This window comes from Streptomyces sp. NPDC048441 (assembly GCF_043200235.1).
GTDB lineage: Bacteria > Actinomycetota > Actinomycetes > Streptomycetales > Streptomycetaceae > Streptomyces.
In genome coordinates this window covers 56,834-83,187 of record NZ_JBICXM010000019.1, presented here as the reverse complement: position 1 = coordinate 83,187, position 26,354 = coordinate 56,834, and the positions used below count along the sequence as shown (strand labels likewise).

The 26,354-nt window shown below is 70.9% G+C and carries 22 protein-coding genes; 18 read left to right on the top strand and 4 right to left on the bottom strand.

The features are described from left to right. Window positions 1-2 precede the first annotated feature (2 nt). The 3 genes from ACGFSB_RS34230 to ACGFSB_RS34220 all read left to right on the top strand — a co-directional run bounded on the left by ACGFSB_RS34230 (window position 3) and on the right by ACGFSB_RS34220 (window position 3,537). Window positions 3-779, top strand: a complete 777-nt coding sequence (locus ACGFSB_RS34230) for an SDR family NAD(P)-dependent oxidoreductase (protein ID WP_393407544.1) — start codon at window positions 3-5, stop codon at window positions 777-779. A 90-nt stretch (window positions 780-869) separates the two neighbouring features. Then, window positions 870-2,324, top strand: coding sequence for a multicopper oxidase family protein (locus ACGFSB_RS34225; protein WP_393407541.1), 1,455 nt, complete (start codon window positions 870-872; stop codon window positions 2,322-2,324). A gap of 1 nt (window position 2,325) precedes the next feature. Continuing rightward, on the top strand, window positions 2,326-3,537 hold the full coding sequence (locus ACGFSB_RS34220; RefSeq protein ID WP_393407539.1) for a cytochrome P450: 1,212 nt from the start codon (window positions 2,326-2,328) through the stop codon (window positions 3,535-3,537). Here ACGFSB_RS34220 and ACGFSB_RS34215 read toward each other — a convergent pair. Continuing rightward, entirely contained in the window at window positions 3,512-4,030 is a 519-nt protein-coding gene (locus ACGFSB_RS34215; protein WP_393407536.1) for a MarR family winged helix-turn-helix transcriptional regulator, read from the bottom strand. The two genes, ACGFSB_RS34220 and ACGFSB_RS34215, sit on opposite strands and share 26 nt — an antisense overlap. Window positions 4,031-4,124: 94 nt before the next feature. Here ACGFSB_RS34215 and ACGFSB_RS34210 point away from each other — a divergent pair, with 94 nt between their 5' ends. The 11 genes from ACGFSB_RS34210 to ACGFSB_RS34160 all read left to right on the top strand — a co-directional run bounded on the left by ACGFSB_RS34210 (window position 4,125) and on the right by ACGFSB_RS34160 (window position 16,670). Then, complete coding sequence (locus tag ACGFSB_RS34210; RefSeq protein WP_393407533.1) at window positions 4,125-4,268, top strand: hypothetical protein; 144 nt, start codon at window positions 4,125-4,127, stop codon at window positions 4,266-4,268. Between the two features lie 207 nt (window positions 4,269-4,475). Then, entirely contained in the window at window positions 4,476-5,834 is a 1,359-nt protein-coding gene (locus ACGFSB_RS34205) for a hypothetical protein (protein WP_393407530.1), read from the top strand. A gap of 44 nt (window positions 5,835-5,878) precedes the next feature. Further along, entirely contained in the window at window positions 5,879-6,763 is an 885-nt protein-coding gene (locus ACGFSB_RS34200) for a hypothetical protein (RefSeq protein WP_393407527.1), read from the top strand. Further along, the gene (locus tag ACGFSB_RS34195) at window positions 6,763-8,523 is read left to right on the top strand and encodes a hypothetical protein (RefSeq protein ID WP_393407525.1); all 1,761 of its coding nucleotides are present in this window, start codon (window positions 6,763-6,765) and stop codon (window positions 8,521-8,523) included. The genes ACGFSB_RS34200 and ACGFSB_RS34195 overlap by 1 nt, the downstream gene beginning before the upstream one ends. A 185-nt stretch (window positions 8,524-8,708) precedes the next feature. Then, complete coding sequence (locus ACGFSB_RS34190) at window positions 8,709-9,197, top strand: SgcJ/EcaC family oxidoreductase (protein WP_393407523.1); 489 nt, start codon at window positions 8,709-8,711, stop codon at window positions 9,195-9,197. A gap of 83 nt (window positions 9,198-9,280) precedes the next feature. Continuing rightward, entirely contained in the window at window positions 9,281-9,772 is a 492-nt protein-coding gene (locus ACGFSB_RS34185; RefSeq protein WP_393407521.1) for a MarR family winged helix-turn-helix transcriptional regulator, read from the top strand. A 102-nt stretch (window positions 9,773-9,874) separates the two neighbouring features. Next, window positions 9,875-10,441 carry a DUF4865 family protein gene (locus ACGFSB_RS34180; RefSeq protein WP_393407519.1) on the top strand — a complete coding sequence of 189 codons (567 nt, stop codon included), beginning with the start codon at window positions 9,875-9,877 and terminating at the stop codon, window positions 10,439-10,441. Window positions 10,442-10,537: 96 nt separating this feature from the next. Continuing rightward, on the top strand, window positions 10,538-12,709 hold the full coding sequence (locus ACGFSB_RS34175) for an MMPL family transporter (RefSeq protein WP_393407517.1): 2,172 nt from the start codon (window positions 10,538-10,540) through the stop codon (window positions 12,707-12,709). 102 nt (window positions 12,710-12,811) lie between these two features. Beyond that, on the top strand, window positions 12,812-14,074 hold the full coding sequence (locus ACGFSB_RS34170; RefSeq protein ID WP_393407515.1) for a cytochrome ubiquinol oxidase subunit I: 1,263 nt from the start codon (window positions 12,812-12,814) through the stop codon (window positions 14,072-14,074). A gap of 12 nt (window positions 14,075-14,086) precedes the next feature. Beyond that, the gene (locus ACGFSB_RS34165) at window positions 14,087-15,094 is read left to right on the top strand and encodes a cytochrome d ubiquinol oxidase subunit II (RefSeq protein WP_393407513.1); all 1,008 of its coding nucleotides are present in this window, start codon (window positions 14,087-14,089) and stop codon (window positions 15,092-15,094) included. A gap of 88 nt (window positions 15,095-15,182) precedes the next feature. Beyond that, window positions 15,183-16,670 carry a peptide MFS transporter gene (locus ACGFSB_RS34160; protein ID WP_393407511.1) on the top strand — a complete coding sequence of 496 codons (1,488 nt, stop codon included), beginning with the start codon at window positions 15,183-15,185 and terminating at the stop codon, window positions 16,668-16,670. Window positions 16,671-16,699: 29 nt separating this feature from the next. Here ACGFSB_RS34160 and ACGFSB_RS34155 read toward each other — a convergent pair whose 3' ends face one another. Next, window positions 16,700-17,638, bottom strand: a complete 939-nt coding sequence (locus ACGFSB_RS34155) for an amidohydrolase family protein (protein ID WP_393407509.1) — start codon at window positions 17,636-17,638, stop codon at window positions 16,700-16,702. A gap of 92 nt (window positions 17,639-17,730) precedes the next feature. Then, complete coding sequence (locus ACGFSB_RS34150; protein WP_393407507.1) at window positions 17,731-19,659, bottom strand: ABC1 kinase family protein; 1,929 nt, start codon at window positions 19,657-19,659, stop codon at window positions 17,731-17,733. Window positions 19,660-19,847: 188 nt separating this feature from the next. Between ACGFSB_RS34150 and ACGFSB_RS34145 the strand changes: the two genes are divergently transcribed. From ACGFSB_RS34145 to ACGFSB_RS34130, 4 genes are all read left to right on the top strand, one after another. Next, window positions 19,848-20,726: an aromatase/cyclase gene (locus ACGFSB_RS34145; RefSeq protein ID WP_393407505.1), complete on the top strand. Its 879-nt coding sequence runs from the start codon at window positions 19,848-19,850 to the stop codon at window positions 20,724-20,726. Between the two features lie 111 nt (window positions 20,727-20,837). Next, window positions 20,838-21,620, top strand: a complete 783-nt coding sequence (locus ACGFSB_RS34140) for an AMP-binding protein (protein ID WP_393407502.1) — start codon at window positions 20,838-20,840, stop codon at window positions 21,618-21,620. Between the two features lie 114 nt (window positions 21,621-21,734). Continuing rightward, window positions 21,735-23,822 (top strand): condensation domain-containing protein, encoded by a 2,088-nt coding sequence (locus ACGFSB_RS34135; protein ID WP_393407500.1) that lies wholly within the window; start codon window positions 21,735-21,737, stop codon window positions 23,820-23,822. Between the two features lie 83 nt (window positions 23,823-23,905). Continuing rightward, entirely contained in the window at window positions 23,906-25,453 is a 1,548-nt protein-coding gene (locus ACGFSB_RS34130; protein ID WP_393407497.1) for an MFS transporter, read from the top strand. A 38-nt stretch (window positions 25,454-25,491) separates the two neighbouring features. Here the strand turns inward: ACGFSB_RS34130 and ACGFSB_RS34125 are convergent, their stop codons facing one another. Further along, entirely contained in the window at window positions 25,492-26,259 is a 768-nt protein-coding gene (locus tag ACGFSB_RS34125; RefSeq protein ID WP_393407495.1) for an SDR family oxidoreductase, read from the bottom strand. Window positions 26,260-26,354: the final 95 nt, after the last annotated feature.

Genomic DNA, 26,354 nt, shown 5'->3' with positions numbered 1-26,354 from the left:
CCATGACCACCCGTACCGCTGTCATCACCGGCTCCAGCAGCGGGATCGGAGCCGCCACCGCGCGCAGGCTCGCCGCACAGGGGTACCGCGTGGTGCTCACCGGGCGCCGCAAGGACCGCCTGGACGCGCTCGCCGAAGAGCTGACCGGGCAGGGGCACGAGGCGCTGGCCCACCCCTTCGACGTCACGGACCGGGCCCAGGCCGAGGCCTTCGCGGCCGCGGTCGGCGCGGTCGACGTGCTGGTCAACAACGCGGGCGGGGCGATCGGCACGGAGACCGTCGCCGAGGGCGACCCCGCCGACTGGGCGGCCATGTTCGAGGTGAACGTGCTCGGTGTCCTGAACGTCACCCAGGCGCTGCTGCCCGCTCTGACGGCCTCGGGCGACGGCACGGTCGTCGTGCTCTCCTCCACCGCGGGGCACTCGACGTACGAGGGCGGCGGCGGCTACGCGGCGGCCAAGCACGGTGCGCACGCGCTCGCCGCCACCCTGCGCCTGGAGCTGTGCGGGAAGCCGGTGCGCGTGGTCGAGATCGCGCCGGGCCTGGTGCGCACCGAGGAATTCGCGCTCAACCGCTTCCGCGGCGACGAGCGCAAGGCGGCCCAGGTGTACGAGGGCGTGGCCGAGCCGCTCACCGCGGTCGACATCGCCGACACGGTGGCCTGGGCCGTGACCCGCCCCGCGCACGTCAACGTCGATCTGCTGGTGGTACGGCCCCGGGCCCAGGCGGCGCAGCACAAGATCCACCGGGAGCCGTCACCGGCTGCATCAGCGCTCTAGCGATCTCCGAGCGCGTTCGGGGTGAATGCGCCGTACAGACATGCATGGAGAGACAGGCGGCGGCTTCGGCGGCCGGGCGGAGGAGACACGGTGCTGACGCGCAGACAGATATTCAAGACGGGAGCCGCCACGGGACTTCTGGCGGTCGGATCCGGCGCCGCCATCGCTCTCGGTACGACGGGGGCGGCGTCCAAGGCGGTCGCGGCCGAGCAGATGTTCCGGGTGCCGCTGCGGGTGCCCCGGGCGCTGCGTCCGCTGCGTACCAAGGGCCGTTCCATCGCCGGGTTCACCGACTACGACTTCTACCGCCTTGCGACGCGCGAGGTGGAGACCACCATCCTGCCCGGGACCACCACCAGGATGCGCACCTTCAACGGGGATCTGACCCCCGTCATCCGGGCCACTCGGGGGCGCCCGGTGGTCATCCAGCAGGTCAACGAGCTGAACGTGCCGTTCTCCATGCATCTGCACGGCGGACACGTGCCGGCCCGGTTCGACGGCCACCCCAACGACGAGAACCTGCCGGAATCGAGCCGGGTGTTCGTCTACCCCAATACGCAGCAGGCGTCGACGATGTGGATCCACGACCACTCGCACCAGGCGCACGCCGAGAACATCTACCGGGGTGTCGCCGCCGGCTATGTGCTGACCGACGAGTTCGAGGAGCGGCTCCCGCTTCCCAAGGGCCAGTACGACGTCCCGCTGTATCTGCGGGACGGCAAGTTCGCGGCCGACGGAACACTCGTCTACGACATGGAAGACTTCATGGACCGCCCGACCGTCCTGGTGAACGGCGCCCCGCGCCCGTTCTTCGAGGTGGCGGCCCGCAAGTACCGGTTCCGGCTGACCAACACATCCAACGAGCGCGCCTTCCTTCTCCAACTGGGGGAGGAGGGTCACGAGATGACGCACATCGCCTCCGACGGCGGGCTGCTGCCCGCGCCGGTGGCGACCAAGACGATGGAGATCTGGCCGGCCGAGCGGCAGGAGGTCGTGATCGACTTCTCCCGCTTCCCGGTCGGCTCGAAGGTCGTGCTGCGCAACCTGATCGGCTACCCCGGTGAGCCCGCCGAGGTCATGCGGTTCGACGTGGTGCGGGCCGCCGACGACCCGAGCAGCGTTCCCGATGTGCTGCGGCCCGCCCCCGACCTGGGTACGGCCACCGTCGAGCGCAAGTTCGTCATGTCGTTCGACCCGGCCACGGGCCACCACCTCATCAACAACAAGCAATTCGACGTCAACCGGGTGGACCTGAAGCCGAAGCTCGGTGACACGGAGATCTGGACGATCGAGAACACGGACACCAAGTTCGGCATCCCGCACTCCCTGCACACCCACCTGGAGCACTTCCTGGTGGTGGACCGGGACGGCAAGGCACCCGGACCGAGCGAGGCCGGGCTGAAGGACACCATCACGGTGATGCCGGGCAAGAAGGCCCGAGTGAAGATCAAGTTCACCGACTACACCGGCAAGTTCATGTACCACTGTCACCTGATGGGTCATCTGACCATGGGCATGATGGGGCAGATGGAAGTGGTGGACTGACATGGCGGACGACGCCGACGGTGAGCTGCGCTTCCCCTTCCAGCCCGACCAGCTCTTCGACCCGCCGAGCGAGTTCGGCAGCCTGCGGGAGACCGATCCGGTGGCCCGGGTGCGGCTGCCGACCGGGTACGAGGCCTGGCTGGTCACCCGGTACGAGGACGTCCGCACTGTCCTCTCCGACCAGCGTCTGAGCCGGGCGGCCACCACGCGGGAGGGCTCCGTGCGTCTTGGCCCTGCCCGGCCCGAGCCCGACTCGCTCATGGCGATGGACCCGCCCGACCACACCCGGCTGCGCCGACTCCTTGTGCCCGCCTTCTCCAGCCGCCGCATCGAGCGGCTCAAGCCGGGGATCGCCCGGACGACCGAGGCGCTCCTCGACGTGATGGAGGAGGCGGGTTCGCCCGCGGACCTCGTCACCCACCTGTCCATGCCGCTGCCCATCATCACGATCTGTGAACTGCTCGGCGTGCCCCCGGCCGACCGGGACTCCTTCCGCGCCTGGACCGACGCGGCCCTGACGCTGGAGCCCGGGGCGGGCGAGGCGGTGGCCGAGGCCAGGGAGCGGCTCGCGGACTATCTGCGGGACCTGATCGCCGAGAAGGCGCGGCGGCCCCCCGAGGACCCGGACTCCGCCGATCTGCTCTCCGCGCTCATCTCGGCCCGGGACGACGACCGGCTGAGCGCCGCCGAACTGGTCACGGTCGCGGGGACGTTGATCACCGCCGGGTATCACACGGTGGCGCACTCCCTCGCCAACTCGGTGCTGGCGCTGCTGCGCCACCCCGAACAGCTGGAGCCGCTGCGCGGCGGCGAGCAGTTTCCGGCCGCGGCCGTGGACGAGCTGCTGCGCTGGACGCCGGGGCCGGTGAGCGGCGGCACCATTCGGATCGCGACCGAGGAGTTCAAGATCGGCTCCACGGTCGTGCGTCCGGGGGACGGCGTCATTCCGTCCACGGCATCGGCCAACCGGGACGCCGCCGTGTTCCCTGATCCTGACCGGCTCGATCTGGGCCGCACGGCCAACCGGCACATCGCCTTCGGTCCCGGTATCCACCACTGCCTGGGCGCGCCCCTGGCCAAGGCCGAGCTCCAGGTGGCGTTCACCGCGCTGCTGCGGCGCTTTCCCGCGCTGAGGCTCGCCGTCGCCGAGGGCGAGGTGGTCTGGGGCAAGGGAATGATCAGGGGCGTCAGCTCGCTTCCCGTCGCCTGGTGACCGCGGAGCCGGCCGCCCGCGCGGGCGGCCGGGCCGGCAACTCCTTGGTCACCTCCCGCAGGATGTCGTTGACCCGGCCGGTGAATCCGGCGATGAGGGCGAGCTGTTCGTCGTCGTACGCCTCGAGCGCGGTGCGCATGACCTCCCTCATCGGCGCGAACGCCTCGGCCAGTTCCTGCTCCCTGAGGCCGGTGGAGACGACGATGACCCGGCGCCGGTCGCCGGGGTCGCGGACTCGCTCGATGAACCCGGCCCGCTCCATCCGGTCCAGTACGGCGGTGGTCGCCGAGGTGCTCATGCCGGTGATCTCGGCAAGCCTGCCCGCGGTCGGCCGTTGCTCGCTGCGGGCCAGGTCGATGCATTTGAGATCGGTCGGATTGAGCCCGAAGCGCTCCGCGATGGCCTGGTGGAAGAGCTGGCCGCGCCCGCCGTTGTCCCGTACGTCGTCCTCGATCCTGGCGACGAGCTCTGCCCTTCGGTCATGAGTTGACATGAGAAGCCTCCGGCAAATATATTTCGATCCATCGAGATTTCCCATGGATCAAGAAATCCCATCCATGGGATTAGTCTAGCGGTGAGGGGAAGCCGTGAAAACGCTGGTGGCGGAGCAGGCCGAGTGGACCGCCGAAGGCCGCGCGGAGGCGCCCGCCGAGCGGCTGACCCGTGCCCTCGTGCTCCGGGTCGAGCCCCGCCTCGGCCGTGCCGTGCTCCCGGCCGTCTCCGTGGCGTAACCGCCGGCGGCGCCCCCGCGCCGCTTCCTGAACCCACAGCCATCCGGGTCTTCATTCCCCCGCGGACCCGGGTGGCTGTGCTCTGTCCGCCTCCTGCGCAACGCCGCTCCGGCGTGGTGTCAAGGTCCTCTCGAGTCCCTCCCGAGCCGCCGGTGTGAATCTCGGCCGCAACCGACGGCCGAGCGGCTGCGGCACGAGGAGGCTTGAATGACCAAGGAACGAGCGGGGCGTGTACGAGCCACGCGCGGAGCGCTGCTGGGTTCCGCGCTGGCGCTCGTCGCGGCCACCGCCGCGCCCGCGCCCGCCGCGGAGCAGACCGAGAAGGCCGCCGCATCGGCCGATGAGACCCTGCTGGTCAGTGTGGGCCGGGGCGGTGAACCGGCCAACGGCCCCAGCGAGCGGGCCTCGATCAGTGGTGACGGCCGCCTGGTCGTCTTCGCGTCGCACGCCAGCAATCTGGTGAGCGGGGACCGCAACGACTGCAGCGACATCTTCCTGCGCGATCTCACCGAGTCCAGGACGACCCGTGTCAACACCGGGATGCACGGCGGCGAGTCCAACGGCTGCACCAGCATCGACCCGATCATCTCCAACAACGGGCGCTACGTCGTCTACGCGGCCGACTCGACCAACCTGGTCCCCGGCACCCGTGGCGGCAAGTCCCAGATCTTCCGGGCCGACCTGCGGACCGGCGAGACCGTCCTGGTCTCCCGGGACAAGGACGGCAAGGAGGGCGACAACGACAGTATGCGGCCGACCGTCAGCGCCGACGGCCGCCACGTCGCCTTCACCACCGCGGCCACCAACATCCTGGGCGGCGACACGCCTGACACCTGGGACAGCGTGGTGCGCGACATGGAGACCGGAACCGTGGTGCGGACGAGCAGGAGCTCCGACGGCACCCCGGGCAACGCGGCCACCGACGGCACCCAGATCAGCGCCGACGGCCGCTTCATCACCCTCTTCTCCAACGCCACCAATCTGGTGGCGGGGGACACCAACGGCAAGGTCGACGAATTCCTGCACGACGTCCGCACCGGCCGCACCACCCGGCTGAGCGTCAGCGCCAAGGGCGTCGAGTCCGACCAGATCACCATCGGCGGCACCATCAGCGACGACAACCGCTACGTGGTGCTCAACTCGCACGCCACCAACCTGACCGCGGAGAGCCCGTCCACCGGGCAGAACCACGCGTACCTACAGGATCTGCAGGAGGGCACGCTGAGTCTCCTCGACAAGGGAGCCGACGGCGTCCCCGCGCCCGGCGGCACGTTCTGGGCCAGTATCAGCGGCGACTCCAAGCACGTACCGATGTCGTCCGCGGGACCCAACCTGGTCTCCGGTGACACCAACAAGGTGCGCGACATCTTCGTCGCCGACCTGCCCAAGGGCGGTCTGCGCCGTATCAGCGTGGGCGACGGGGGCCAGCAGGCCGACGCGGCCAGCTACTTCCCGGACTCCGACTTCACCGCGCGCTCCGTCGTCTTCGCCTCCTACGCGACCAACCTGGTCGCCGGTGACACCAACGGACAGCCCGACATCTTCGTCCGGCGCCCGCAGTCGTGACCCCAACCCGCCCCCGTACATCGTCGACACAGAAAGGACCCACCATGGGGATCGCCATCCGCAGCAGGCGCTCGGCCTCGTTGGCCGGCGTGGCCGCGCTGCTCCTGGCCGGAGTCGCCGTCGGAGTGACCCAGGGCGCTTCGGACTCCCAGGCCGCCGAGAGCGCCACACCGGGAACCGTCGTGCACAAGGAGGACGCGCACGGCGAGGTCCGGGTCGCGGACCCGTCCGTACGCAACAAGCGCAAACTCGTCGATGCGGCGAAGAAGGAGCGCAAGGAGCGTCAGAAGGCCGCAGGCTCCCAGGAGACCGCGGCTGGTACGACGGCCGACACGACGGGCGGCAGCACGGGCGAGACGACCGGCGGGACGACCGGTGGCGGCGGCACGGGTGGCGACACCGGTGGCTCCGGCGGCGACAGCGGTGGCCACGGCGACCAGTCCGGCTTCCCGACCCGTGACCAGTGGCTGGACTCCACCAAGTCGAGCCGGGTCTCGCCCGAGGGCGGGGCCCCCGGGGAGATCTCCGCGGCCGGGTCCAGCTTCGTCAAGGTCCCGTTCATGGAGTACTACGCCATCTTCACCGACACCAAGTCCGATGTGGCCTGGCTCGGTGGCCGCCCGTTCAACGCGGACAGCATCAAGCACACCGACACGTGGCGCATCGGCTCGGTCGGCGCTCCGTTCCTGGTGGTCGGGGCCCCGGAGGGAGCCGCGGTCAAGAGCACCGGCAGCTCGGCCGAGGCGAGCTGGAGCACCAGCGTGGAGCGGAACTGGTACAGCCAGCACGCCTATGACCAGGTCGCGTTCTACCCGCCCAACGAGGCCGACTACTCGAATGTGTTCCGGATCAGCCACTCGGTGACCGGGACCTTCCAGTTCGGCTCGTCCTTCTTCACCGTGACGAGCCAGGACAGGGCCTACAGCTGATGGGGGCGGCTTCCCCCGGCCCGCACCGCTCCCGGCTGGGAGCGGTGCGGGCCTGCTGCGTTGCCCTGCTCGTGGCCGTCACGGGCTGCGGTCCCGGCGGACCCTCCGGGGCGCGGGACGCCGGTGCGGACGCGCCGGCGCCGCGCGTCGACGCCCGGCAACTGCTCCTCGACTCCTGGGTGAGCGACGGGAAGCGCGGCTACTTCGTGGACGGCGCCCGGTCCACGGCGGGCTCGCCCTTCTCGCTGTACGAGACGACCTGGCGGCTGCGCACGGCGAAGCTCGCGGGCTCCCGCGGCGTACACGTCGAACCGGACCGGATGCGGCCGTGGGCCTCCGCGGCGGAGCAGGGCCGTCTGGAGTCCTCGGGCCTGCCCGCGATCGCCCAGATCGAGTTCGCCGTCGAGGCCCAGCTCGCCGCGGGCGGCCGCCCGGACCGGGCACGTGTCGCCCGTGCCCTGGAAGGGCTGCGCAGGGGCGACGGCTACCGCACGGCGAGCTCGGCCAAGGCGGCCGACGAGGGCAGCACCGCGGTGGCCGTGCGGGTGCTTGCCCGGCTCGGGCTGCCCGTGCCCGCACCGGTGCGGGCACGGGCAGCGGGCCTGCTGGCCTCCCTGACCCCGGCCGATGTCACCCGCGACCCCGGCGCCGCGATCTCGGTACTGCAGACCGCGGGCACCCTGGGTCTCACCCCGCCCCCGCGGACAGCGGCGCTCACCGAGGCCGCCCGGCGGACCCTGGCCCAGCGCGGCATGGACGCCGTCAGGCTCGCCTCGGAGGACGCGCTGCGCACGGCGGCGGGCCAACTCGGCGTTCGGCTGCCGGCGTTCGACCCGGCGTCCTGCGCGGCGGCGGTACGGCCCGACGGCAGCGTCGCGCTGCCCGGCGGCACGGCCGGTGATCCGCAGGCCACCTATCTGGCCCTGCGCCTTGGCTGCGCGGGTGCCAAGGCGCCCGCTCCCGGGCCGCACTCCCGCATGGGCTGGCCGAGGAAGGAGGCGCGGGAGACCGCGCTCGGCTCCTCGGCCGCCGCGATGGAGGTCGCCGGGCGCACCGGGTACACCGAGCCGTTCGCGGCGGGTCTTGTCCGCCAGGTGCGCGAGGTCTGGCTGCCGGCGGCCTCCCGGCACAAGGCCCCTTACGACACCGCGCAGTTGGCCGGCCGAGTGAACCTGCGGCAGCTCGCCCAGCGGCTGGGCGCTCCCCTCGTCCGCACGGTCGACACCACGCTGCCCGCGCCGACGGCGTCCGCCGTCCCCGCCACTGACGAGGCCCGGCTGCTGCTGAGCGCCCTCGACCTGGGGGCGTCCGCCCGGGGCCGGGACCAGCTGTGCGCACCGGGTTCGGTGCTGCGTACCGTCAAGTCCCCTGCGAGTAAAGGCAGTTCGGGCAAAGGCAGTTCGGACAAGGCTGGTTCGCTGACCCGTGCCGCGCGTCTCGCGGCCGTCGCCGGGACGTGCGACGACGCGCGGCTGCGGCAGCAGGCGGTGCGGGAGTCGGGGGCGTCCCGGGTCGCTGCCGGTGTGTACTCCAGCGGCAAGGGCGCCTCGTTCGAGTCCTCGGTGGCCGGGGTGTGGATCACGCGCCCCGGTACGGACGTCGAGGCGGCCTGGCGGCGGGCGGGGCTCTGTGCGGGGGACCGCTGCGCGGAGACCGGGGGGCAGCTGAAGTCGGCCGACCACACCCCGTTGCGCACGCTCGCGGTGCTGCTCGCCGTCCGGGCGGGGGCGTACGACGGGCTCTTCCCGATCGCGTTCTGAATCGCGTTCTGAATCGCGCTCTGAATCGCGCTCTGAGTGCGTGTCGAAGCACCCCGGGCGGGCCGCTGAAGCGGCCCGCCCGGGGTGCTTTCCGTTGCGGCTCGTTGCGGCTTGACGGGGCGAAAAAACCTCTCTAAATTAGAGAAGCATGAAGATGGAGAGAATTCGTCCGAGAGGAGGCCGTCATGTCCACCACCACGATCAACCCGACAGAACTCGACGTCCGCACCCTGATGCAGGACCTCAGCGACCGCTGGGACCACGCGGACGGCGAGGGTTATGGAGCGCTCTTCGCCCCCGACGCCACCTACGTCCAGTTCGACGGGGCGATGCTCAGGGGGCGCCAGGAGATCGCGGACATGCACAGCCTGATGTTCCGCACCATGCTGTACGGGACGCGGCTGGTCACCCACGAGATCGAGAGCGTCCATGTGCTGCGCGACGACGTGGTGGTGGTGGTCGCCACCGGGGCCGCGCTCTACCCCTGGCAGCCCCACGTCGTGCCCAAGCGGCTCTCGAGGCAGACGCTCACGCTGGTCAGACAGGACGGCCGCTGGCTCGTCGAGGCCTTCCACAACGGCCGCATCAAGCCGTTCCCGACCAGTGGGCCGCTGTTCTCGGTGGGTGCCAAGGCCGTCAGGATGCGCGTCGACAGGACGCGACGGGCCGCCTGAGAGCGCTTACCGGACGACGGAGCGGACCCGGCAGGGCAGTACGCTGCTGGTCTCGGTCACCAGACAGAAAGGGCAGCCCCGACATGCGTCTTGACGGTGCGGCGGACAGTGTGAGCAGCTCCGGATCCAGGCTGCTGGCACTGGCGACGGCGCTGCGGGTGCAGGCCGCGAGGACCGTCCTGTTCCAGTCGGCGGTGGCCCAGGCCGTGGGGCTCAACGCCACCGACTTCAACTGCCTGAGCCTGCTGGACCTGGAAGGGCCCACGACCCCCGGACACCTTGCCGAACGGGTCGGTCTCAGCCGCGGCGGCGCCATCACCACGGTGATCGACCGGCTCCAGAAGGCCGGATTCGTCCGGCGCAGGCCCGACCCGGTGGACCGCAGGCGCGTCATCGTCGAGGCCGTGCCCGAGGCCTTCGCCTCACAGGTCGACGTCCTCTTCACCGACTACCGGACGGCGATCGGCGAGCTCCTGACCGGACTCACCGAGGAGCAGCAGGAGTTGCTCCTGGAGATCACCAACCGGGGCAACGAGATCTTCCACACCGAGACCGGGCGCCTTCAGGCCAAGTAGCCGCCGCGCCCCTCCACCGCCCGACCAGGGCTCAAGCACGAAACGGCACCCTCGGCGACCGGCAGTTCCTCTGCCGTTCCCAGCGAACGAGGTGACCGGACCATGCTGTCCGCCCATTACTCCATCCCTCTTCCCGCCGACTACGACATGGCCCGGATACGCGACCGGGTGGCGGCCAAGGCCGCGCCCTGGGACGCCAGGGCAGGACTGCTGCTGAAGGCCTTCTGCGTCACCGAGGCCGAAAGCGGCGACGGACACAACAGCTACGCGCCGTTCTACGTGTGGGCCGACACCGCCGAGTTCAGCTCCTTTCTCACCGGAGCCGAGTACGCCGGACTGTGCTCCGCGTTCGGCCCGGTGCCCGTGCGGACGGGCGCCGTGATCCAGCTGAGCACCGGTACGGGACCCGTCGCGCATCTGGTGACCGAGTCCGAGGAACTGGGGCCCGTGACGGATCTGCGCGCGGTCGCCGAACTCGAACGGGAACGGCACCGCGCCGCCCTGCGGGACCCGGCGGTCCACTCGCACATCACTGAGCTCGATCCGGTGACCATGACGGTCACCCGGCGCACTCTGCTGCGCGCAGGACAGGACGCCCCCGAGCCCAAGAGCGGGGCCCGGGTGCTGCGTGTGCTGCACCTTTCCCTGCCCCCCACCCCTACGAACTGACGCCCGGCCGGCTCTGCTCGTGCTCGAGTGCGCCTCAAGTGGTGCTCGACAACGCTGTGGAATCCCTGGGTGAGTGACCCAGACAAGGAGCGCACGGTGACCTACACGCCCGCCCACGCACAGGAGAACCGCCCGGCGCCGCCCCCACCCCGCAGAAGCGTCCTCGAGCGCACTGCCGGCTTCGCCCAGCGCCACCGGTGGACGGCGCTGGTGCTGTGGTTGGTGATCCTCGTCGGCGTCTGGGCGGGAGCGTCGGCAGCCGGTGACCGCTACCGTGACGACTTCTCACTGCCGGGCACCGAGAGCCAGCAGGCGCTGGACGTCATGAAGGAGCACGGGTCCGCCGACGCGGGCGACTCCGTGGACATCGTGCTGCACGACAAGGACGGCCTCACCGCGGCGACCGTGAAGCAGCGGGTGACCGGCATGTTGGCCGAGGTGGCCGACCTGCCCAAGGTCGCCCAGGTGCGCAGCCTTTACCAGGACCGGTCCGCTGTCTCCAAGGACGGCACGATCGGTTACGCCACGGTCGTCCTGGACGGCAAGGCCGAGGACATGGAGAAGGCCGACACCCAGCGCATCCTGGACACCGCCCGCAAGGCGCAGTCGGACGGTCTCCAGGTCGAACTCGGCGGCGACGCGGCCAGGAAGCTGGCCGAGCAGGAGAGCGGCGCGGCGGAGAGCGCCGGTATGCTCGCCGCGCTGGTGATCCTCGGCATCATGTTCGGCACGGTCATCGCGGCCGGACTGCCGGTCATCACCGCGGTGTTCGCGGTCGGCAGCACCCTCGGCGCCATCATCGTCCTCTCGCACACCTTCACCATCGCCAGCTACACCCCGTACATCATGATCCTGGTGGGCCTGGGCGTCGGCATCGACTACGCACTGCTGATCTTCGCCCGCTACCGGGCCGAACTGGTCAAGGGAGCCTCGCCGGAGGATGCCTCGCGGCGCGCGCTCGACCTGGCCGGACGCACCGTCTTCTTCGCGGGGTGCACGGTCATCGTCGCCCTGCTCGGCCTGGTGGCCCTGGGGCTCGGTTCCTTGCAGGGCACCGCCGTGGCGCTCGCGCTCACCGTCCTTGTCACCATGCTGGCCTCGCTCACCCTGCTGCCCTCCCTGCTTGCGATCTTCGGCAAGCGCTTCGCCCGCCAGTTCACCGCCAAGGCCCAGAAGCGGATCGACAAGGGCAAGCCCGCCCCGGGTACCGGCTGGCGCCGCTGGGCCGGATTCGTCCAGCGCCGGCCGCTGGCCGTCCTGGTCCTTGCCGTCGTCGCGCTCGGCGCCCTTGCCGCCCCCGCCATCGACATGCGGCTCGGCTTCGCCGACGCGGGCAACGACCCGGCGAAGTCCACCAGTCGAAGCGCCTACGACCTGCTGGCCGACGGCTTCGGCCCCGGCTTCAACGGCCCGCTGGTCGTGGTGGCCGAAGGCAAGGACCAGGCGGCTCAGGCACTGACCGCGAAGCTCAACGACACCAAGGGCATCGCGGCCGCCACCGGCCCCATCCCCGCAGAGGACAAGGGCGCGTTCACCGTGATCGCGTTCCCCGACTCCGCTCCGCAGGACGCCGAGACCTCGGACCTGGTGCACGTGCTGCGCGACGACGTCCTTCCGGACCTCGGCAAGGAGAACGGCGCCGAGTACCTGGTCGGCGGATCGACCTCGGCCGTCGTGGACTACTCCGACACTGTCGCCAAGCGGATGCCGCTGTTCATCGCGATCGTGGTGGGACTCTCGCTGATCCTCCTGGTCATGGTGTTCCGCTCGGTGCTCGTTCCGCTCAAGGCCGCGCTCCTCAACCTGCTGAGCATCGGAGCCGCGCTCGGTGCGATGACGCTCGTCTTCCAGAAGGGCATGTTCGGTATCGAGTCCGGACCGATCGAGGCCTTCTTGCCGATCATGGTCTTCGCGATCGTCTTCGGCCTGTCCATGGACTACGAGATCTTCCTCGTCACCCGGATCCGGGAGGAGTGGGACCGTACGAACGAGCACGGCACCGCCATCCGCGAAGGCCTTGCGCACACCGGCGGAGTCATCATCGCCGCCGGCGCCATCATGGTCGCGGTCTTCGGGGCCTTCATGCTCAACGGCGACCGCATGTTGCAGCAGTTCGGCTTCGGGATGGCCGTCGCCGTCTTCGTAGACGCCGTCATCATCCGCCTGATGATCGTCCCCGCCGCGATGCAGCTGATGGGGCGGAAGGCCTGGTGGATCCCGGCAGGCCTGGACCGGATGCTGCCGAAGCTGAACCTCGAGAAGCACTGACCCCGATACGGGAGTCCGGGCGCCCCTGACGGCGTCCGGACTCCGCCATGGGGCCGTCGCACCGGCCCTTCCATACGCTCGGCTGCACAAGGAGAGACCCTCGTGGACGACGTGCTCACACTCGCACGGCTCCAATTCGCCCTCACTGCCATCGCGCACTACCTGTTCGTCTCGCTGACCCTCGGCCTGGTCACCTTCCTCGTCGTCATGCAGACGCGCTGGGCGATCACCGGCAAGGAGAAGCACCGCGCGCAGACCAGGTTCTGGGGCCAGCTCTATCTGATCAACTACGCCCTGGGAATCGGCACCGGCATCGTGATGGAGTTCCAGTTCGGGCTGAACTGGAGCGGACTCACCCATGCCGCGGGCAACGTCTTCGGCGCGCCCCTCGCGGTGGAGACTCTGGTGGCGTTCTTCGCCGAGTCCACGCTGCTCGGCCTGTGGATCTTCGGCTGGGACCGGTTGGGCCGCACCGCGCACACCATACTGATCTGGCTGGTGGCCCTCACCGCGTACGCCTCGGTCTTCTTCGTCATGGCCGCCAACGGGTTCCTCCAGAACCCGGTGGGCACCCGGAAGGTCGACGGCGAGATGGTGCCGATCAATGCCGCCACCCTCTTCCAGAACTCCAACGCGAGCTCCGCGATGGCGCACATCCTGACCGGCGCGCTGACCACCGGAGCCTTCTTCGTCGTCGCGGTCAGCGCCTGGCACCTGCGACGGCGCACCGCACACACGGAGTTCTTCTGGTCGTCGATGAAGCTGGCCCTCCCCGTCGCCGCGGTCATGGCCATGATCACCGGTGCCATGGGTGCCAGCCTGTTCCAGGTGGTGGCCGACCAGACCCCGACCAAATTCGGTCCGGGGGACAAGGACGCGGTGGCCCAGGCCAAGGAGTTCACCGAGAAGTTCGGGCCCGACAACTACTTCAGCCCGGACTACGTCAAGACCGCGGAGAGCTTCATGATCTCCACCTGGGGCGTGATGATGGCCGTCACCGTCATCGCCACGCTGTTCCTGATCAAACGGAACCTGATCCGCCGCCGCATCCTGCTGTGGCTGCTCAGTGCCGCCGTGGTCCTGCCGTACCTCGCGAGCACCGCCGGATGGATCTTCCGCGAGGCCGGGCGCCAGCCCTGGGCCATCTACGGAGTGCTCAAGACCGAGGAAGCGGTCACCCCCGGACTGACCACCGGCGGTGCGCTCGCCTCGCTCCTCGTCTTCGGCGTACTCGTCGCGGCCCTCACGCTCGTCGACTGGGCCCTGCTGCTCCGCTTCGCCCGGCGGGGACCGGACGAGGCGCAGATCGGGAAGGCCCCGATCCCGGACGAAAAGCCCGCAGACGCAGCCCCGTTGACCTACTGAAAGGCGCACACCATGTGGGACAACATCTGGTACGCCCTGCTGGCACTGCTGCTGACGGGCTATCTCGTACTCGACGGCATCACCATCGGCAGCGGGATCGTGGGCCGCCTCGTCGCCCGCACCGACGCGGACCGCCGCACCGTCGACGCGGCCACCGGGCCGTTCTTCCTCGGCAACGAGGTCTGGCTGGTGGCCGCCGCGGGCATCACGCTCGGCGGATTCCCCGGCCTGGAGTCCACCGTCGTGAGCGGCATGGCCCCGCTGATCGTCGTGGCTGTCGCCGCGCTGCTGCTGCGGCACGCCGCGATCCAGTTCCGCCGCCGCGTGCCGACTCCCGGCTGGCGGCAGCGCTGGGACGCCGTGGTCCAGGCCGCCTGCGTGGCACTGGCCCTCATGTGGGGCGCCCTGGGCGGCGCGGTGCTCGGCGCGCTCCCCGTCAAGGACGGGCACCTGAGCCCTTCCCTCGACCTGTTGCTGCGCCCCGTACCGGTGGTGTCCGCGCTGACCGCCGTCGCCGTACTGGCGCTCCACGGCGCCGTGTTCCTGGCCCGCAGGACGACGGGTCCGGTCGCCGAACGGGCCGCGGAGCTGACCTCGCGGCTGGGCATCGCGGCGGCGGGGCTCGGGCTGCTCACACTCTTCGCCGCCACCTTCGACGCCAGGACCCGGGACGGAGTGCCCAACGCGATCCCTGCCGTGCTGATCGCCGCGGCCGCGATCGCCGCCGCGCTGCTCGCGGCACGGCTCGTGGCGTCCGACAGCGCGGGCGCCCCGCTGTTCAGCGGACTCGCCGCGTGCCTTCCCGTCCTGGCGATCGGCCTCGGCCGCTTTCCGCAGACGGTGATGAGCACGTACGGGGGAGAGGATCTCTCGCTGGCCGAGGCCGCCGCCCACCCCGACACCCTGAGCCTGGTCGGTCCCGTGATGCTCCTTGTGCTGCCGGTGCTGCTCGCCTTCCAGGCCATGCAGTGGTGGGCGTTCCGCACCCGGACGGACGAGCGGTCCCCGGTGTACTTCTGATCCCGAGGCGGTCTTGAGGCGGTCTCGAGCCGTCCTCGGTGCATCCGTACGAACCTCGCTCCCTGCCCCGGAGACGTACGGAGGAACCATGACGATCGCCCCGGTCCGGCCAGAGGCCGCCCAGCAGTCCGCGGAGACGGGGCTGCTGGGACGGCCGCGCTGGTTCAACACCCTGTTCGGCACCGACGTGTGGGAGCGGTTCAGCTTCTACGGGATGACGGCGATCCTCGTCCTGTACGCCACGGAGGAGAAGTCCGGCGGCGGCCTGGGCATGAGCAAGGCCGACGCCACGCTCCTCTTCGGTCTCTACATGGCCTCGGTGTTCATCACCTCCGTGCCCGGCGGCTGGCTGGGCGACCGCATCCTCGGCTCCTACCGGGCGGTGCTCCACGGCGGGGTGACCATCGGGCTCGGCCACCTCTGCCTCGCCGTCCCGCACCCCGGGTTCTTCTACCCGGGTCTGCTCCTTATCGCGGCGGGCACCGGGCTCCTCAAGCCCAACATGGCCAGCCTCCTCTCCGCGTTCTACCGCCCCGACGACCGCGCGGGCAGGGACGCGGGCTTCGCCATCTTCTACATGAGCGTCCAGGTCAGCGCACTCCTCGCACCGATCGTGGTGGGAGTCGTCGGTGAACGCGTCAACTGGCACCTGGGCTTCGGCCTCGCGGCGGCCGGAATGGCCGCCGGCCTGCTGCAGTACGTGCGCGGCTCCCGCCACTTCGGCGACGTCGGCCGGGTGCCCGAGCGGGCGGCCACCCCCATACAGCGCGACCGGGTGCGGCGCGCGTCCCTGGCCGGCGGCGCGCTCCTCCTGCTCGGGTACGGCACGGACGCGGCCCTCGGCTCGTTCCGGATCGGCCATGTCATGGCGCTCATCGGCCTGTTGTGCGTCGTCCTGCCCGTCTACTGCTTCACCCGTCTCCTCCGCAACCCGCTGCTGACCGCCGACGAGCGGACCCGGGTCAAGACGTACATCTGGCTCTTCGCGGCCTCGGCGGTCTTCTGGGCGATGTTCCTTCAGGGCGGCTCCGTGTTCACTCTGTTCGCCAAGGAGTCCACCGACCGCGAGATGTTCGGCACCACCATTCCCGCCAGCTGGTTCCATGCCGCGATCCCGCTCTTCGTCCTGATCACCGCCCCCTTCTTCGCCTGGCTGTGGACACATGCCGGATCCCGTGTCGCCACCGCGGTGAAGTACGCCATCGGCATGTCCTGCACCGGCACCGCCTACCTGGTGATGTCCCTCGCGGCCCTGTCCGCCTCGGGCGGCGAACTGGTCTCCCCGCTCTGGCTGATCGTGGCGTACCTGCTGCTCGCGGCGGGCGAGGTGTCCTTCGCGCCGGTCGGCATGAGCGCCACCACGGCCATCGCCCCCGCGACGTTCGTCAGCCAGATGGTGTCCCTGTTCTGGCTGTCCGGCGCGCTCGGCGGCGGCCTCGGCGGCAACGCGCTGAAGGTCTCCGGCGACGACGTCCCCGGCCCCGGCTACTTCCTCACGCTCGGCCTCGTCGTGCTCGCCGTCGGCGCGGGCCTGCTCCTGGCCCGGCGGCCGCTCACCCGGCGCCTCGGCGTCTGACCGGCCCCGTACCGGCTCCTGACGTGGTGTCAGCCCAGGCGGGGGAAGAGACGGACCGTGTTCTCCCGCAAGGTGGCGGGCCCGACGCCCAGGAAACGCGGATCGGCGAGGTTCTTCGTCAGCGCCCCCACCGAGTGCGGCGGCACGAACGGGTAGTCGGAACCGACCAGGATGCGCTCGGTGCCCACCAGGTCGCGGACCAGCCGCAGCCCGTGTCCCGCGCCGCAGCTTGCCGTGTCGAAGTAGAGCCGCTTCAGGAAGTCGACGGAGGTCTCCTGCGCGGCGTCCGGCGTCGTCCGGCGCACGTTCTCGATCCGCTGGACGATGGCCGGCGCGGTGCCGCCCGCGTGGGCCACGATCAGCGAGACATCGCGATGGCGGCTGAGCGTGCCCTGCACGATCATCTGCGACAGCGCCCTGGTCGTGTCGAACACGAACTCGCCGTACCAGCCCGGCAGTCCAAGGCCCGGGGCAGGATCCACCGGCGGCTCGGCCGGATGCAGATAGGCCACCGCCCGGCGCCGGTTCAGCTCGGCGAACACCGGCTCGAAGGCGGGATCGCCGAGGTACCGGCCGGCCACATTGGTGTACAGCCCCACACCGTCCAGGCGGTGTACGTCGAAGATCCGGTCGATCTCGGCGAGAGCGGCGTCGACGTCGGGCAGGGGCAGCACCCCGAACCCGCCGAAGCGGCCCGGATGCTCCTTGATCAGCTCGGCGAGGTGGTCGTTGCACCGGGTGGCCAGCGCGGCCGCCGCTGCCGGATCCCCGAAGTACACCCCCGGCGGGGCGATCGAGAGCAGCGCGAACTCGATCCCGGCGTCGTCGAGCATCGCCAGGCTCTCCCCGGGCGTCCACGGCGGTATCGGCGCGCCGCCGGAGAGCACATGACCTGCCTGCCCGGCGATGTCGCGGTAGAACTCGGGGATGAAGTGGTGATGCACGTCGATATGCCGAACCTGGCTCATCGGGCGTTCCCTTCCTGTCGACAGGCGAGCGCCGATTCTCCCGGCGACGGATCGAGGATCACTCGTACGCGGGCCAGGACCGGCCGGTGACCTCAGCTCAGCGGACGCGCCAGCATGTAGACCGTACGCAGCACCAGAACCCCGGAGAGCAGCAGGAAGTGGTAGCCGATCAGGGCGTAGAGACCCAGACCGGTGGCGACCACAGGACCGCCCTCCGAGCCCAGGAGCAGCATCACCCCGGCGATGCCGAAGAAGACCGCGAGGAACGCGAGCAGCACCCGGCTGAGCAGCTCGCCGATCACCCGCCGGTCCCGCGGATCGGCGAGCAGCCGGACGTTCACCCCCAGTCGGCCCTCCTCGAGGGCCCCGCTGATGCGGTCCAGGCGCCGGGGCAGCCGACGCAGCACCGGCAGCAGCGACACCAGCTCGTCGCGCGCCGTGTCGCCCGCCGTCCCGGGGCTCAGCTGCCGGGCGAACTCCGTCGCGGCATACGCACGGGACGCCTCCACGATGTCGAAGCCGTCCGAAAGGCGGGTCAGGGTGCCCTCTATCGTGGCCAGCGCCCGGAACACGGCCGCGATCTCCGGCGGGACCGCGAGACGGAAGTCCGTCATCAGCCGGAACAGCTCCGTGAACATCGCCGTGTCCTGGGTACCCCCATGGACGAGATAGCGGGCACTGAAGTGGCCGAGGGCCCGGCGCAGCCGCTGCTCGTCCACCTGCTCAGGCCGGTTGGTCACCTCGAGCAGCGCATCGCAAAGGGCGGTGGGATCCCCCCGGTCGACGGCCAGGAAGAGCCCGGCCATGGAAGCCCGCAGCCCCGCGTCGAGCCGGCCCACCGAACCGAAGTCGAGGAGCGCGGGCGTGCCGTCGGGCAGTACCAGGATGTTCCCCGGATGAGGATCGGCGTGGAAGACCCCGTCCTGCATGATCTGGTTGAGCAGCGCCGTGAGCAGCGTATGGGCCAGCTTCTCCCCGAGCTCCGGGGCGGCGGGCGCCAGCTGGCCCAGGGGCACGCCGTCGATACGGCTCATCACAAGCACCCGCGCGGTGCTCAGCTGGTCGTACACCCGCGGCACGGTGACGCTCACGTCGCCGCGCGCCTCGGCCGCCCTTCGTACGGACGTCATGTTCCGTGCCTCGATACGGAAGTCGAGCTCCTCGCACAGCGCGACCGCGAACCCCCGGGCCAGATCGGTCAGACCCAGACTCCGGCCCCAGCCGGTACGGCTCTGCAGCGTGGCCGCCAGCCTGTTCACGATGTCCAGATCGCGCGCGACGACCTCCTGGATCCCCGGCCGCTGCACCTTGACGACCACCCGGGTCCCGTCATGGAGAACGGCGGCGTGCACCTGCGCGATGGAGGCCGCGGCGAGCGGCATCCTGTCGAAGTGCGCGAAGGCTTCCCCCGGAGGCGCCCCGAGCCCGGCGATCAGCGTCTGCTCGACCTCTGGCCAGGCGGCGGGCGCCACCTGGTCCTGTAGCCGGCTCAGCTCCTCCAGATAGGGCTCCGGCAGCAGATCCCGCCGGGTCGACATCAGCTGGCCGAGTTTCACGAAGGTGACCCCGCCCGCCTGTAACGCCTGCCGCAACTCCTGCGCGAGCAGCTGATGGGGCGCCCCGTCGCTCTCGACGGACCTGCGCCCCCGCAGATACGGCCCGAGCCCGTGCCGTCCGGCGATCCGGGCGATGTGCGTATAGCGGCGCCCCCGCGAGATCCGCCCCCTGATCCCGCGGAACAGGTCCAACGGCCCGCTCCCCGGGGGCAGCAGCTCCCGCAGCGCGACGAGCGTGACCATCGCCACCAGCAGCCCGATCCCGATCATCAGCGACAGCAGTGTGTTCCGACGGTCCGAGTTCTGCAGCTGTGATCCGAGGAGCGACCCCGAGACGGAGATCCCGACGATCCCCGCCACCACGAGCCGCAGCGGACCGGCGTCGATGCCTAAGAGACGGCGGCCGAGGAAGGCGGGGATGAGGACGACGGCGAACGTCCCGGCGAGCGCGGCGATGATCCACATAGCGCAAGTGTCCCTAATCCCGCTGGAGTTTCCCTGCAGCGAAGCCCCGAATGGCCGTCATGCGGCAATCGTCCTCGAGACTGCCTCGTCCGGTTCTCAAGTGGCGCACGACAGATTGAGAAGGGGCATCGCCCGACTGGTGCTCCACAGCGCACCAGAGCCGTACGCAGAGAAGGGTGCCGAGACCGATGAGCGTCGAGAGCGTGCACAGTACGGCACACGAAGTGACCATCGAGGCTCCCGCGGGCGTGGTCTACGCACTGCTCGCCGACTCCACGCGCTGGCCCGTCCACCTCAGGATCAGCGTCCATGTCGAGCAACTGGAATTCGACGGCAGACACGAACGTACGAGGATGTGGACCACCACCGCCGACGGACGGGTGGAGTCCTGGACCTCACGGCGTACGTTCGCACCCGAGCTGCACCAGATCGAGTTCCGGCAGGAACCCTCCTCGGCACCCACCCACGCCCTGAGCGGCGTCTGGAACGTCGAACCGCTCACCGCGGGACGCTCGAAGCTGACACTGCGCCACAGCTTCACCACCGTGGGCGCGGACTCCGGCGCATCGCTGGACAGTCTGCGCGACGCCGCCGAACTCTGGCCCAGACTCGACGAGCTGGCACTGTCCTTCGAGGATTCGGTACGGATCGACGGCCCGGCCGAGCCGGCGTACGACTTCCTCTACCGCGTCCAGGACTGGCCGGGCCGGGTACCCGGCGTGATCCGGGCCGATGTGACCGAGGACGAGCCGGGCGTACAGCTCGTGTCCATGGACACGATGGACACCGACGGCCGCGTGCACACCACCCGATCGGTACGCATCTGCTTCCCGCACGCCGGACGCATCATCTACAAACAGCTGACGGCATCAGGGCTCCTGAGCGCCCACACAGGAGAATGGTCCGTCCTGCCCGACGCGACAGGCACCACCGTCAGCGCCCAGCAGGACGTCCTGCTGCGCGCACCCCACGCCCGCCGCCAGGTGCGCCGGACCCTCGGCCGTGCCAGCACCCGCGTCCTCGCCCTGGCCAAGAAACACACACAGTCCGCGGTACGAGCACTATGAGCGGCCACTGGTGATGCCGATACATCGAGCGGTCCTCGAAGACTCCTCCAGCGCTGCCGCACACCGTGACGCCCTCACGGTCCGAACAGCACGGAGACAGGAGGCCACCCGGTGCAGAGGCCCGCGTACCCGGAGATCCCGCTCGACGGCCTGCCGCGCTGGGCAGCTGTCCGAGATCCCGACGGTGCCGCCATCACCACCGAGTCCGGCATCTGCACCTTCGCGGAACTGGACCGGCAGACCGACCGCGTCGCCCACTACATCCGGCGAACGGCGGGCGGCGCAGGGGCCGTTGTGGGGGTCGCCAGCGCCCTCGACCCGGCCTTCGCCGCCGCCTATTACGGTGCGAGCCGCAGCGGGCACACCTTCGCACTGATCAGCCCGGGGCTCGGGGAAGGACCCCTGCACCAGATCTGCACGGCCGCCGGGATCGAGATCGCGTTCGTTCCCGCCGCCACCGCCGCGCTGCTCACCGCACTGCGCGGCCGGCTGCCGCGGCTCCACACCGTCGTCGTCATCGACGCCGGCGCCGCTCCCGCTGGGACGATCACGCTGCCGTTCGCCCTGGCGGGCACGGCGGACGACCCCGTGGTGGTCGGCGGCGACCTCGACGCGGTGACCTGCGTGCGGTTCCGTGCGGGGAGGGCAGGGCGGCCCGAGGGCGTGCGGCTCACCCACCGCAGCCTCGTCGCCCAGGCCCGCAAGGCCGCCCTCGTGCACCGGCTCGGCCCCGATTCGGTCACCCTCAACCACTTCCCGGCCTACCGCGACATCCACCTCAACTCCGGTGTGTACGCGGGGGCTTCACAGGTGCTGTGCCGGGAGCCCGACCCGGTGGCCTCCTTCGCGCGAACTCCTCCGCCGGCGGCCTCGATCGGCCTCGACCAGGGCTGACCTGGACGGAGAGCTGTTCGCGAAGCCGTCCAGGGCGGCTAGAGGAAACCGGTACCCCCCTCCTGACGCCAGTAGCGTGGAACATCCCATGCTCGCGGAGGAGGGGGAGAGCCGATGACCACCGACCGCCCCCCGGCCACATCCCTGACGGTGGTCCTCGACCTGGAGAGCCCCGCACTGGAACTCTTCGGGCCGCTCGAAACCACCGTCCTGGAGGCCGCACTCGACCGCATCGCCACCGGATGCCCGGGGTCACAGCCCGAGCGGCCCGAGCGGCCCGTGCTGCGAGCTGTCGACGCCGCCCACCACACCCTCAGCATCCCCCGGGGGGACGGCGATTCGGCCCCGTACCCGGCAGGGTTCCTCGCCGACCTGCTCACCGGCACGCCTCCGGCTCGGCCGCTGTCACGCGACATCGCGGTGAGCCCGCTCCAGCGTGAACTGCTCGCCGACGCCGTGGCTCACCCGGCCCACCACATCGAGCAGTTGTCCTGGCGCTGGCACGGCCCCCTGGACACCCGCCGGTTCACCACTGCCTGGCAGTCCGTCTTCGACCACGAGACGGTGCTGCGCACCGCCTTCGCCTGGGACCCGCACCCCCGGGCCGTGCTCTTCGACCGCGCGGCCCCCGACGTCGTACGCCACCCGTACGGATCCGTGCCCACCGGAGCCGACGACGCCCACCACACCGAGCTCACCCGGCTCATGGACCGCGAACGCGACCGCGGCTTCGACCTGCGCCGCCCCGCACTGCTGCGGGCCGCCCTCCTGGCGGGCGAGCCCCAGGACATCGACTGCACCCCGCCCACCGATGTGGTGCTCACCTACCACCGGGCGCTGCTCGACAACTGGAGCGTGCGCGTCCTGCTCCAGGAGTTCTACCGCGCCTACCTCGCGGGAGGCGCGCTCCCCGGCGGCGAACGCCGCCCCGACCTGAGGGACTACACGTGCTGGCTGAACGGCCAGGACCCGTCGGCCGCCCGGCACTTCTGGTCGGCGGGCCGGTGGCGCGCCCCCGCCCGGCTGCTGCGCGCACGGCCCGGCGAGGCGACGGGAAGGGACGGCACGGGCCGCAGCCGCGCCCGGCTGACCTGCGAGGAGACGACCAGGCTCGTCGAGTGGGCGGCCCGCTGGGGCACCACCGAGAGCAGCGCCCTGCAAGCGGTGTGGGCGATGCTGCTGTACCGGGCGTCCGGCACCTCCCGCGGCCCCGCCCCGGTCGGCTTCGGCGTGACCGTGTCCGGGCGTGGCATCCCCCTCGAAGGCATCGAGCGCATCCCGGGCCCGTTCGCCAACGCGCTCCCGATGGTCGTCGAGGTCGACCCGGCGTCCACGGTGCGACGGCTGCTGCGGTCGCTGCGCGACCACGCGCTGGACATGGCGGCGTACGAGTGGGTCTCGGCCGGCCGGATCCACGAGTGGCTCGGCAGGGCGCCGGGCGCCGAACTCGCCGAGACCCTGCTGGTCTTCGAGCACGGACTGCGCCACGTCGACGGCCTTGCTCCCGCGCTCGCCGCGCAGGGCATCCACGTCGAGGACCCCGGTCCGCTGGCCGGGCGGACCGCGTTCCCCATCGGGGTCGTCGCCCACCGCGCCGACGACGGCGGCCTGGTGCTCACCTCGGTGCACGACCGGGCCCGCATCGAGGACGACCTGGCGGCGGCGATGCTCGCACAGAGCGCCCGCCTGCTGCGCGAGCTCCCGCACACGGCGGGGGAGAGGACCACCGTGGCGGAGGTCCTCGCCACCCTGAGCGGTGTGGACGTGCCCCGGACGCACGACCGCCCAGGGCACTTCGGCGCCGCTTCGAGCCCTCTCGTGCCGCTCCGCGCGGCCAGGGTGCCGGGCGCGGGCACGGTCTGTCTCGTCACCCCGCCCGGCGCACCCGGGCTGTGCCACACGGGGCTCGCCGGGCTGTACGGCGGACCGCAGGCGCTGGCCTCGATCAGGCCCACGGTGGACAACGCCGAGGAGTACGCCGAGGCGCTGCGTTCCCTGCTCGACGCGGGCGGTCCCCTGGTGCTCGGCGGCTTCTCCGGCGCTGGAGCCATCGCGTACGAGATCGCCCGGCGGATCGCGGCAGGCGGCGTGAAACCCCCACTGGTGGTGCTCGGCGGAAGCTGCGACGACGCCTGCCGGAACGCGGGCAACGGCGGCGTACGTGATCTCGCCCGCGCGATCGAGGCGGCGGCCCGCGCCTGAGTGCGCTGCGGGCGCGGGCCGGCCCCGTGTCACATTCCGTCGGCCCGATCGGTCGTACGGGGGAGACCTCACGTCTGTCCCACATGGTGAAGGAGAAGACCGTGGCAGCACAGAGCGCAGCCTCCGCTCCCGAGGCGGCCGGAGCCGAGGGGAGGAATCCCCGGCGCTGGCTCATCCTCGCCGTCATCTGCATCGCGCAGCTCATGGTCGTCCTCGACGCGACGGTGATGAACCTCGCGATGCCGTCCGCGCAGGAGGACCTGGGGTTCACGGACGCCGACAGGCAGTGGATCGTGACCGCCTACCTGCTCGCGTTCGGCAGCCTGTTGCTGTTCTGCGGTCGCCTTGTCGACCTGATCGGCCGTAAGGAGACCTTCCTCGTCGGTCTTGTCGGCTTCGCGGGCGCCTCCGCCGTCGGCGGCGCTTCGAACAGCTTCGGGATGCTGGCGGCGTCGCGCGCCTGCCAGGGGGTTTTCGCCGCGCTCCTCGCGCCGGCCGCCCTGGCGCTGCTGGTCACGACGTTCACCGATCCGAAGGAACGCGGCAAGGCGTTCGGCGCCTTCAGCGCGGTCGCGGCCAGCGGCGGTGGCCTCGGGCTCATCATCGGTGGCTCGCTGACCTCCTCCCTGTCCTGGCGTTGGTGCATGTACGTCAACCTGGTGTTCGTCGGCGTCGCGGTGATCGGGGCCGCGGCCTTGATGGCCGGACAGCCCAAGTTGCCCAGCGTCCGTGCCCGCTTGGACGTCCCGGGCATAATCCTGGTGTCGAGCGGCATGTTCTGCCTGGTCTACGGCTTCTCCAACGCCTCCACGCACAGCTGGGGCACACCCTCGACGTGGGGCTTCCTGATCGTCGGCGCCGTGCTGCTGATCGCCTTCGCCGGCTGGCAGACCCGCGCCCCGCACCCGCTGCTGCCGCCGCACATCGTCCTCGACCGCAACCGGGGCGGCGCGTACCTCACCATGCTGCTCGTCGGCGCGGCCACGTACGGCATCTTCCTGTTCGTCATCTACTACATGCAGAACACGTGGGGTTACTCGGCGATCAAGTCGGGTGTCGCCCTGCTGCCGATGGTGGCGGCCACCGCGGTGTCGGCCAACGTGGGCAACATCAAGCTGATGCCGCGGTTCGGCCCCAAGCCGATGGTCACCGTCGGCCTGCTGCTCGGCGCGTCCGGCATGGTCTGGCTGACGGGGATCGAGGTCGAATCGGGTTACGCGTCCGCCCTGCTCGGACCGCTCATGATCGTCGGTGTGGGCATGGGCCTCATCTTCGCCTCGGCGCTGCGCACCGGCACCTCCGGTGTGGCCCCGCAGGACGCGGGGATCGCCTCCGCGAGCATCCAGACCGGACAGCAGATCGGCGGCGCGATCGGCCTCGCACTGCTCAACACGATGGCGACCAGCTCCTCGACCCACTACGTCGAGGACCACGCGCAGGGCCGGCCCACGCCGGAGCTGTTCCAGCTCGCGACGGTCCACGGCTTCATCACGGCGTTCTGGTGGTGCGCCGGCATCTTCGCGGCGGGCGCCGTCATCTGCGGCTCGCTGATGCGCCGCGGCCCGCTGCGGGCGCCGACGGCCGCCGCGCCCGCCGGGAAGCCGACGGAGTCCGAGACCGCCCGGACCTGACACTTACGCCGCCGACCTCACGTACGGGCGCCGCCGCGTCAGTGCTGGGTGTTGAGCCATTCCTGGAAGGTGGGTCCTGCCAGCCTGGCGTGCGGTCCCGGCAGGAATGCGCCGGCCGCCGCGATCTCGGCATCGGGTATGCCGGAGCCTTCGACCTCGACGACCTTGATGCCCCGGCGCGCGCCGAGGAGCCTGGCGGCCTCGGCCATGGTCTCCCTGCGGGGCCCGGCGATCTCGGGGACCGGTGTTCCGGGACCCGGCCCGGCGGGCGCGTCGGGGTCGATGGCCAGGGCGACCAGTGTTTCGGCCACGGTGCGGCAGGCCACGAGCTGGGTGGGCACGGCCGGGACGTAGGCGACGTCGCCCTGCTGCCAGTCCAGGAGCTGACCGACGAACTCGTGGAACTGCGCGGCCCGCAGCAGGCGGGCGGGCAGCGGTCCTGACAGGTGGGCCTCCTCGTGCACCTGCTGGGCGGCGATGAAACCGGCGGTGGCCTTGTCCGCGCCGATGATGGACACGGCGACGATCCGGCCGACTCCGGCATGTCGGCCGGCCTCGTGCAGGTTGCGGGTGGCGGTGCGGAAGAACTCGGTGGCGGCCTCCTGGTCGGAGGCGTGCCATGACGCGACGTCGATGATGACGTCGACCCCGGTGAGCGCCTCGGCCAGGCGCTCACCGGTGATGATGTCCACGCCGGTGGCGCGGGACATCGGCACCACCTGGTGCCCCTGTTCCGCGAGGACGTCCACGACGTGGCGTCCGAGACGCCCGGTCGCTCCCGCCACTGCGAACTTGCGGATGCTCATGTTGTTCCCTGCCCTTCTGGCGCGGTGTCCTGACGAACACGAGACGCCGGCGGCCCGGCGCCCGTAACAGTCGCGGCCGCGTGATCCAGGTCACC

Bases quoted from the DNA above. Each gene is read 5' to 3' on its own strand.
- ACGFSB_RS34165 (WP_393407513.1), top strand. From the start codon at position 14,087: ATGTGGGACAACATCTGGTACGCCCTGCTGGCACTGCTGCTGACGGGC.
- ACGFSB_RS34160 (WP_393407511.1), top strand. From the start codon at position 15,183: ATGACGATCGCCCCGGTCCGGCCAGAGGCCGCCCAGCAGTCCGCGGAG.
- ACGFSB_RS34205 (WP_393407530.1), top strand. From the start codon at position 4,476: ATGACCAAGGAACGAGCGGGGCGTGTACGAGCCACGCGCGGAGCGCTG.
- ACGFSB_RS34195 (WP_393407525.1), top strand. From the start codon at position 6,763: ATGGGGGCGGCTTCCCCCGGCCCGCACCGCTCCCGGCTGGGAGCGGTG.
- ACGFSB_RS34215 (WP_393407536.1), bottom strand. From the start codon at position 4,030: ATGTCAACTCATGACCGAAGGGCAGAGCTCGTCGCCAGGATCGAGGAC.
- ACGFSB_RS34155 (WP_393407509.1), bottom strand. From the start codon at position 17,638: ATGAGCCAGGTTCGGCATATCGACGTGCATCACCACTTCATCCCCGAG.
- ACGFSB_RS34145 (WP_393407505.1), top strand. From the start codon at position 19,848: ATGAGCGTCGAGAGCGTGCACAGTACGGCACACGAAGTGACCATCGAG.
- ACGFSB_RS34150 (WP_393407507.1), bottom strand. From the start codon at position 19,659: ATGTGGATCATCGCCGCGCTCGCCGGGACGTTCGCCGTCGTCCTCATC.
- ACGFSB_RS34180 (WP_393407519.1), top strand. From the start codon at position 9,875: ATGCTGTCCGCCCATTACTCCATCCCTCTTCCCGCCGACTACGACATG.
- ACGFSB_RS34130 (WP_393407497.1), top strand. From the start codon at position 23,906: ATGGTGAAGGAGAAGACCGTGGCAGCACAGAGCGCAGCCTCCGCTCCC.
- ACGFSB_RS34190 (WP_393407523.1), top strand. From the start codon at position 8,709: ATGTCCACCACCACGATCAACCCGACAGAACTCGACGTCCGCACCCTG.
- ACGFSB_RS34125 (WP_393407495.1), bottom strand. From the start codon at position 26,259: ATGAGCATCCGCAAGTTCGCAGTGGCGGGAGCGACCGGGCGTCTCGGA.
- ACGFSB_RS34230 (WP_393407544.1), top strand. From the start codon at position 3: ATGACCACCCGTACCGCTGTCATCACCGGCTCCAGCAGCGGGATCGGA.
- ACGFSB_RS34200 (WP_393407527.1), top strand. From the start codon at position 5,879: ATGGGGATCGCCATCCGCAGCAGGCGCTCGGCCTCGTTGGCCGGCGTG.
- ACGFSB_RS34220 (WP_393407539.1), top strand. From the start codon at position 2,326: ATGGCGGACGACGCCGACGGTGAGCTGCGCTTCCCCTTCCAGCCCGAC.
- ACGFSB_RS34135 (WP_393407500.1), top strand. From the start codon at position 21,735: ATGACCACCGACCGCCCCCCGGCCACATCCCTGACGGTGGTCCTCGAC.
- ACGFSB_RS34185 (WP_393407521.1), top strand. From the start codon at position 9,281: ATGCGTCTTGACGGTGCGGCGGACAGTGTGAGCAGCTCCGGATCCAGG.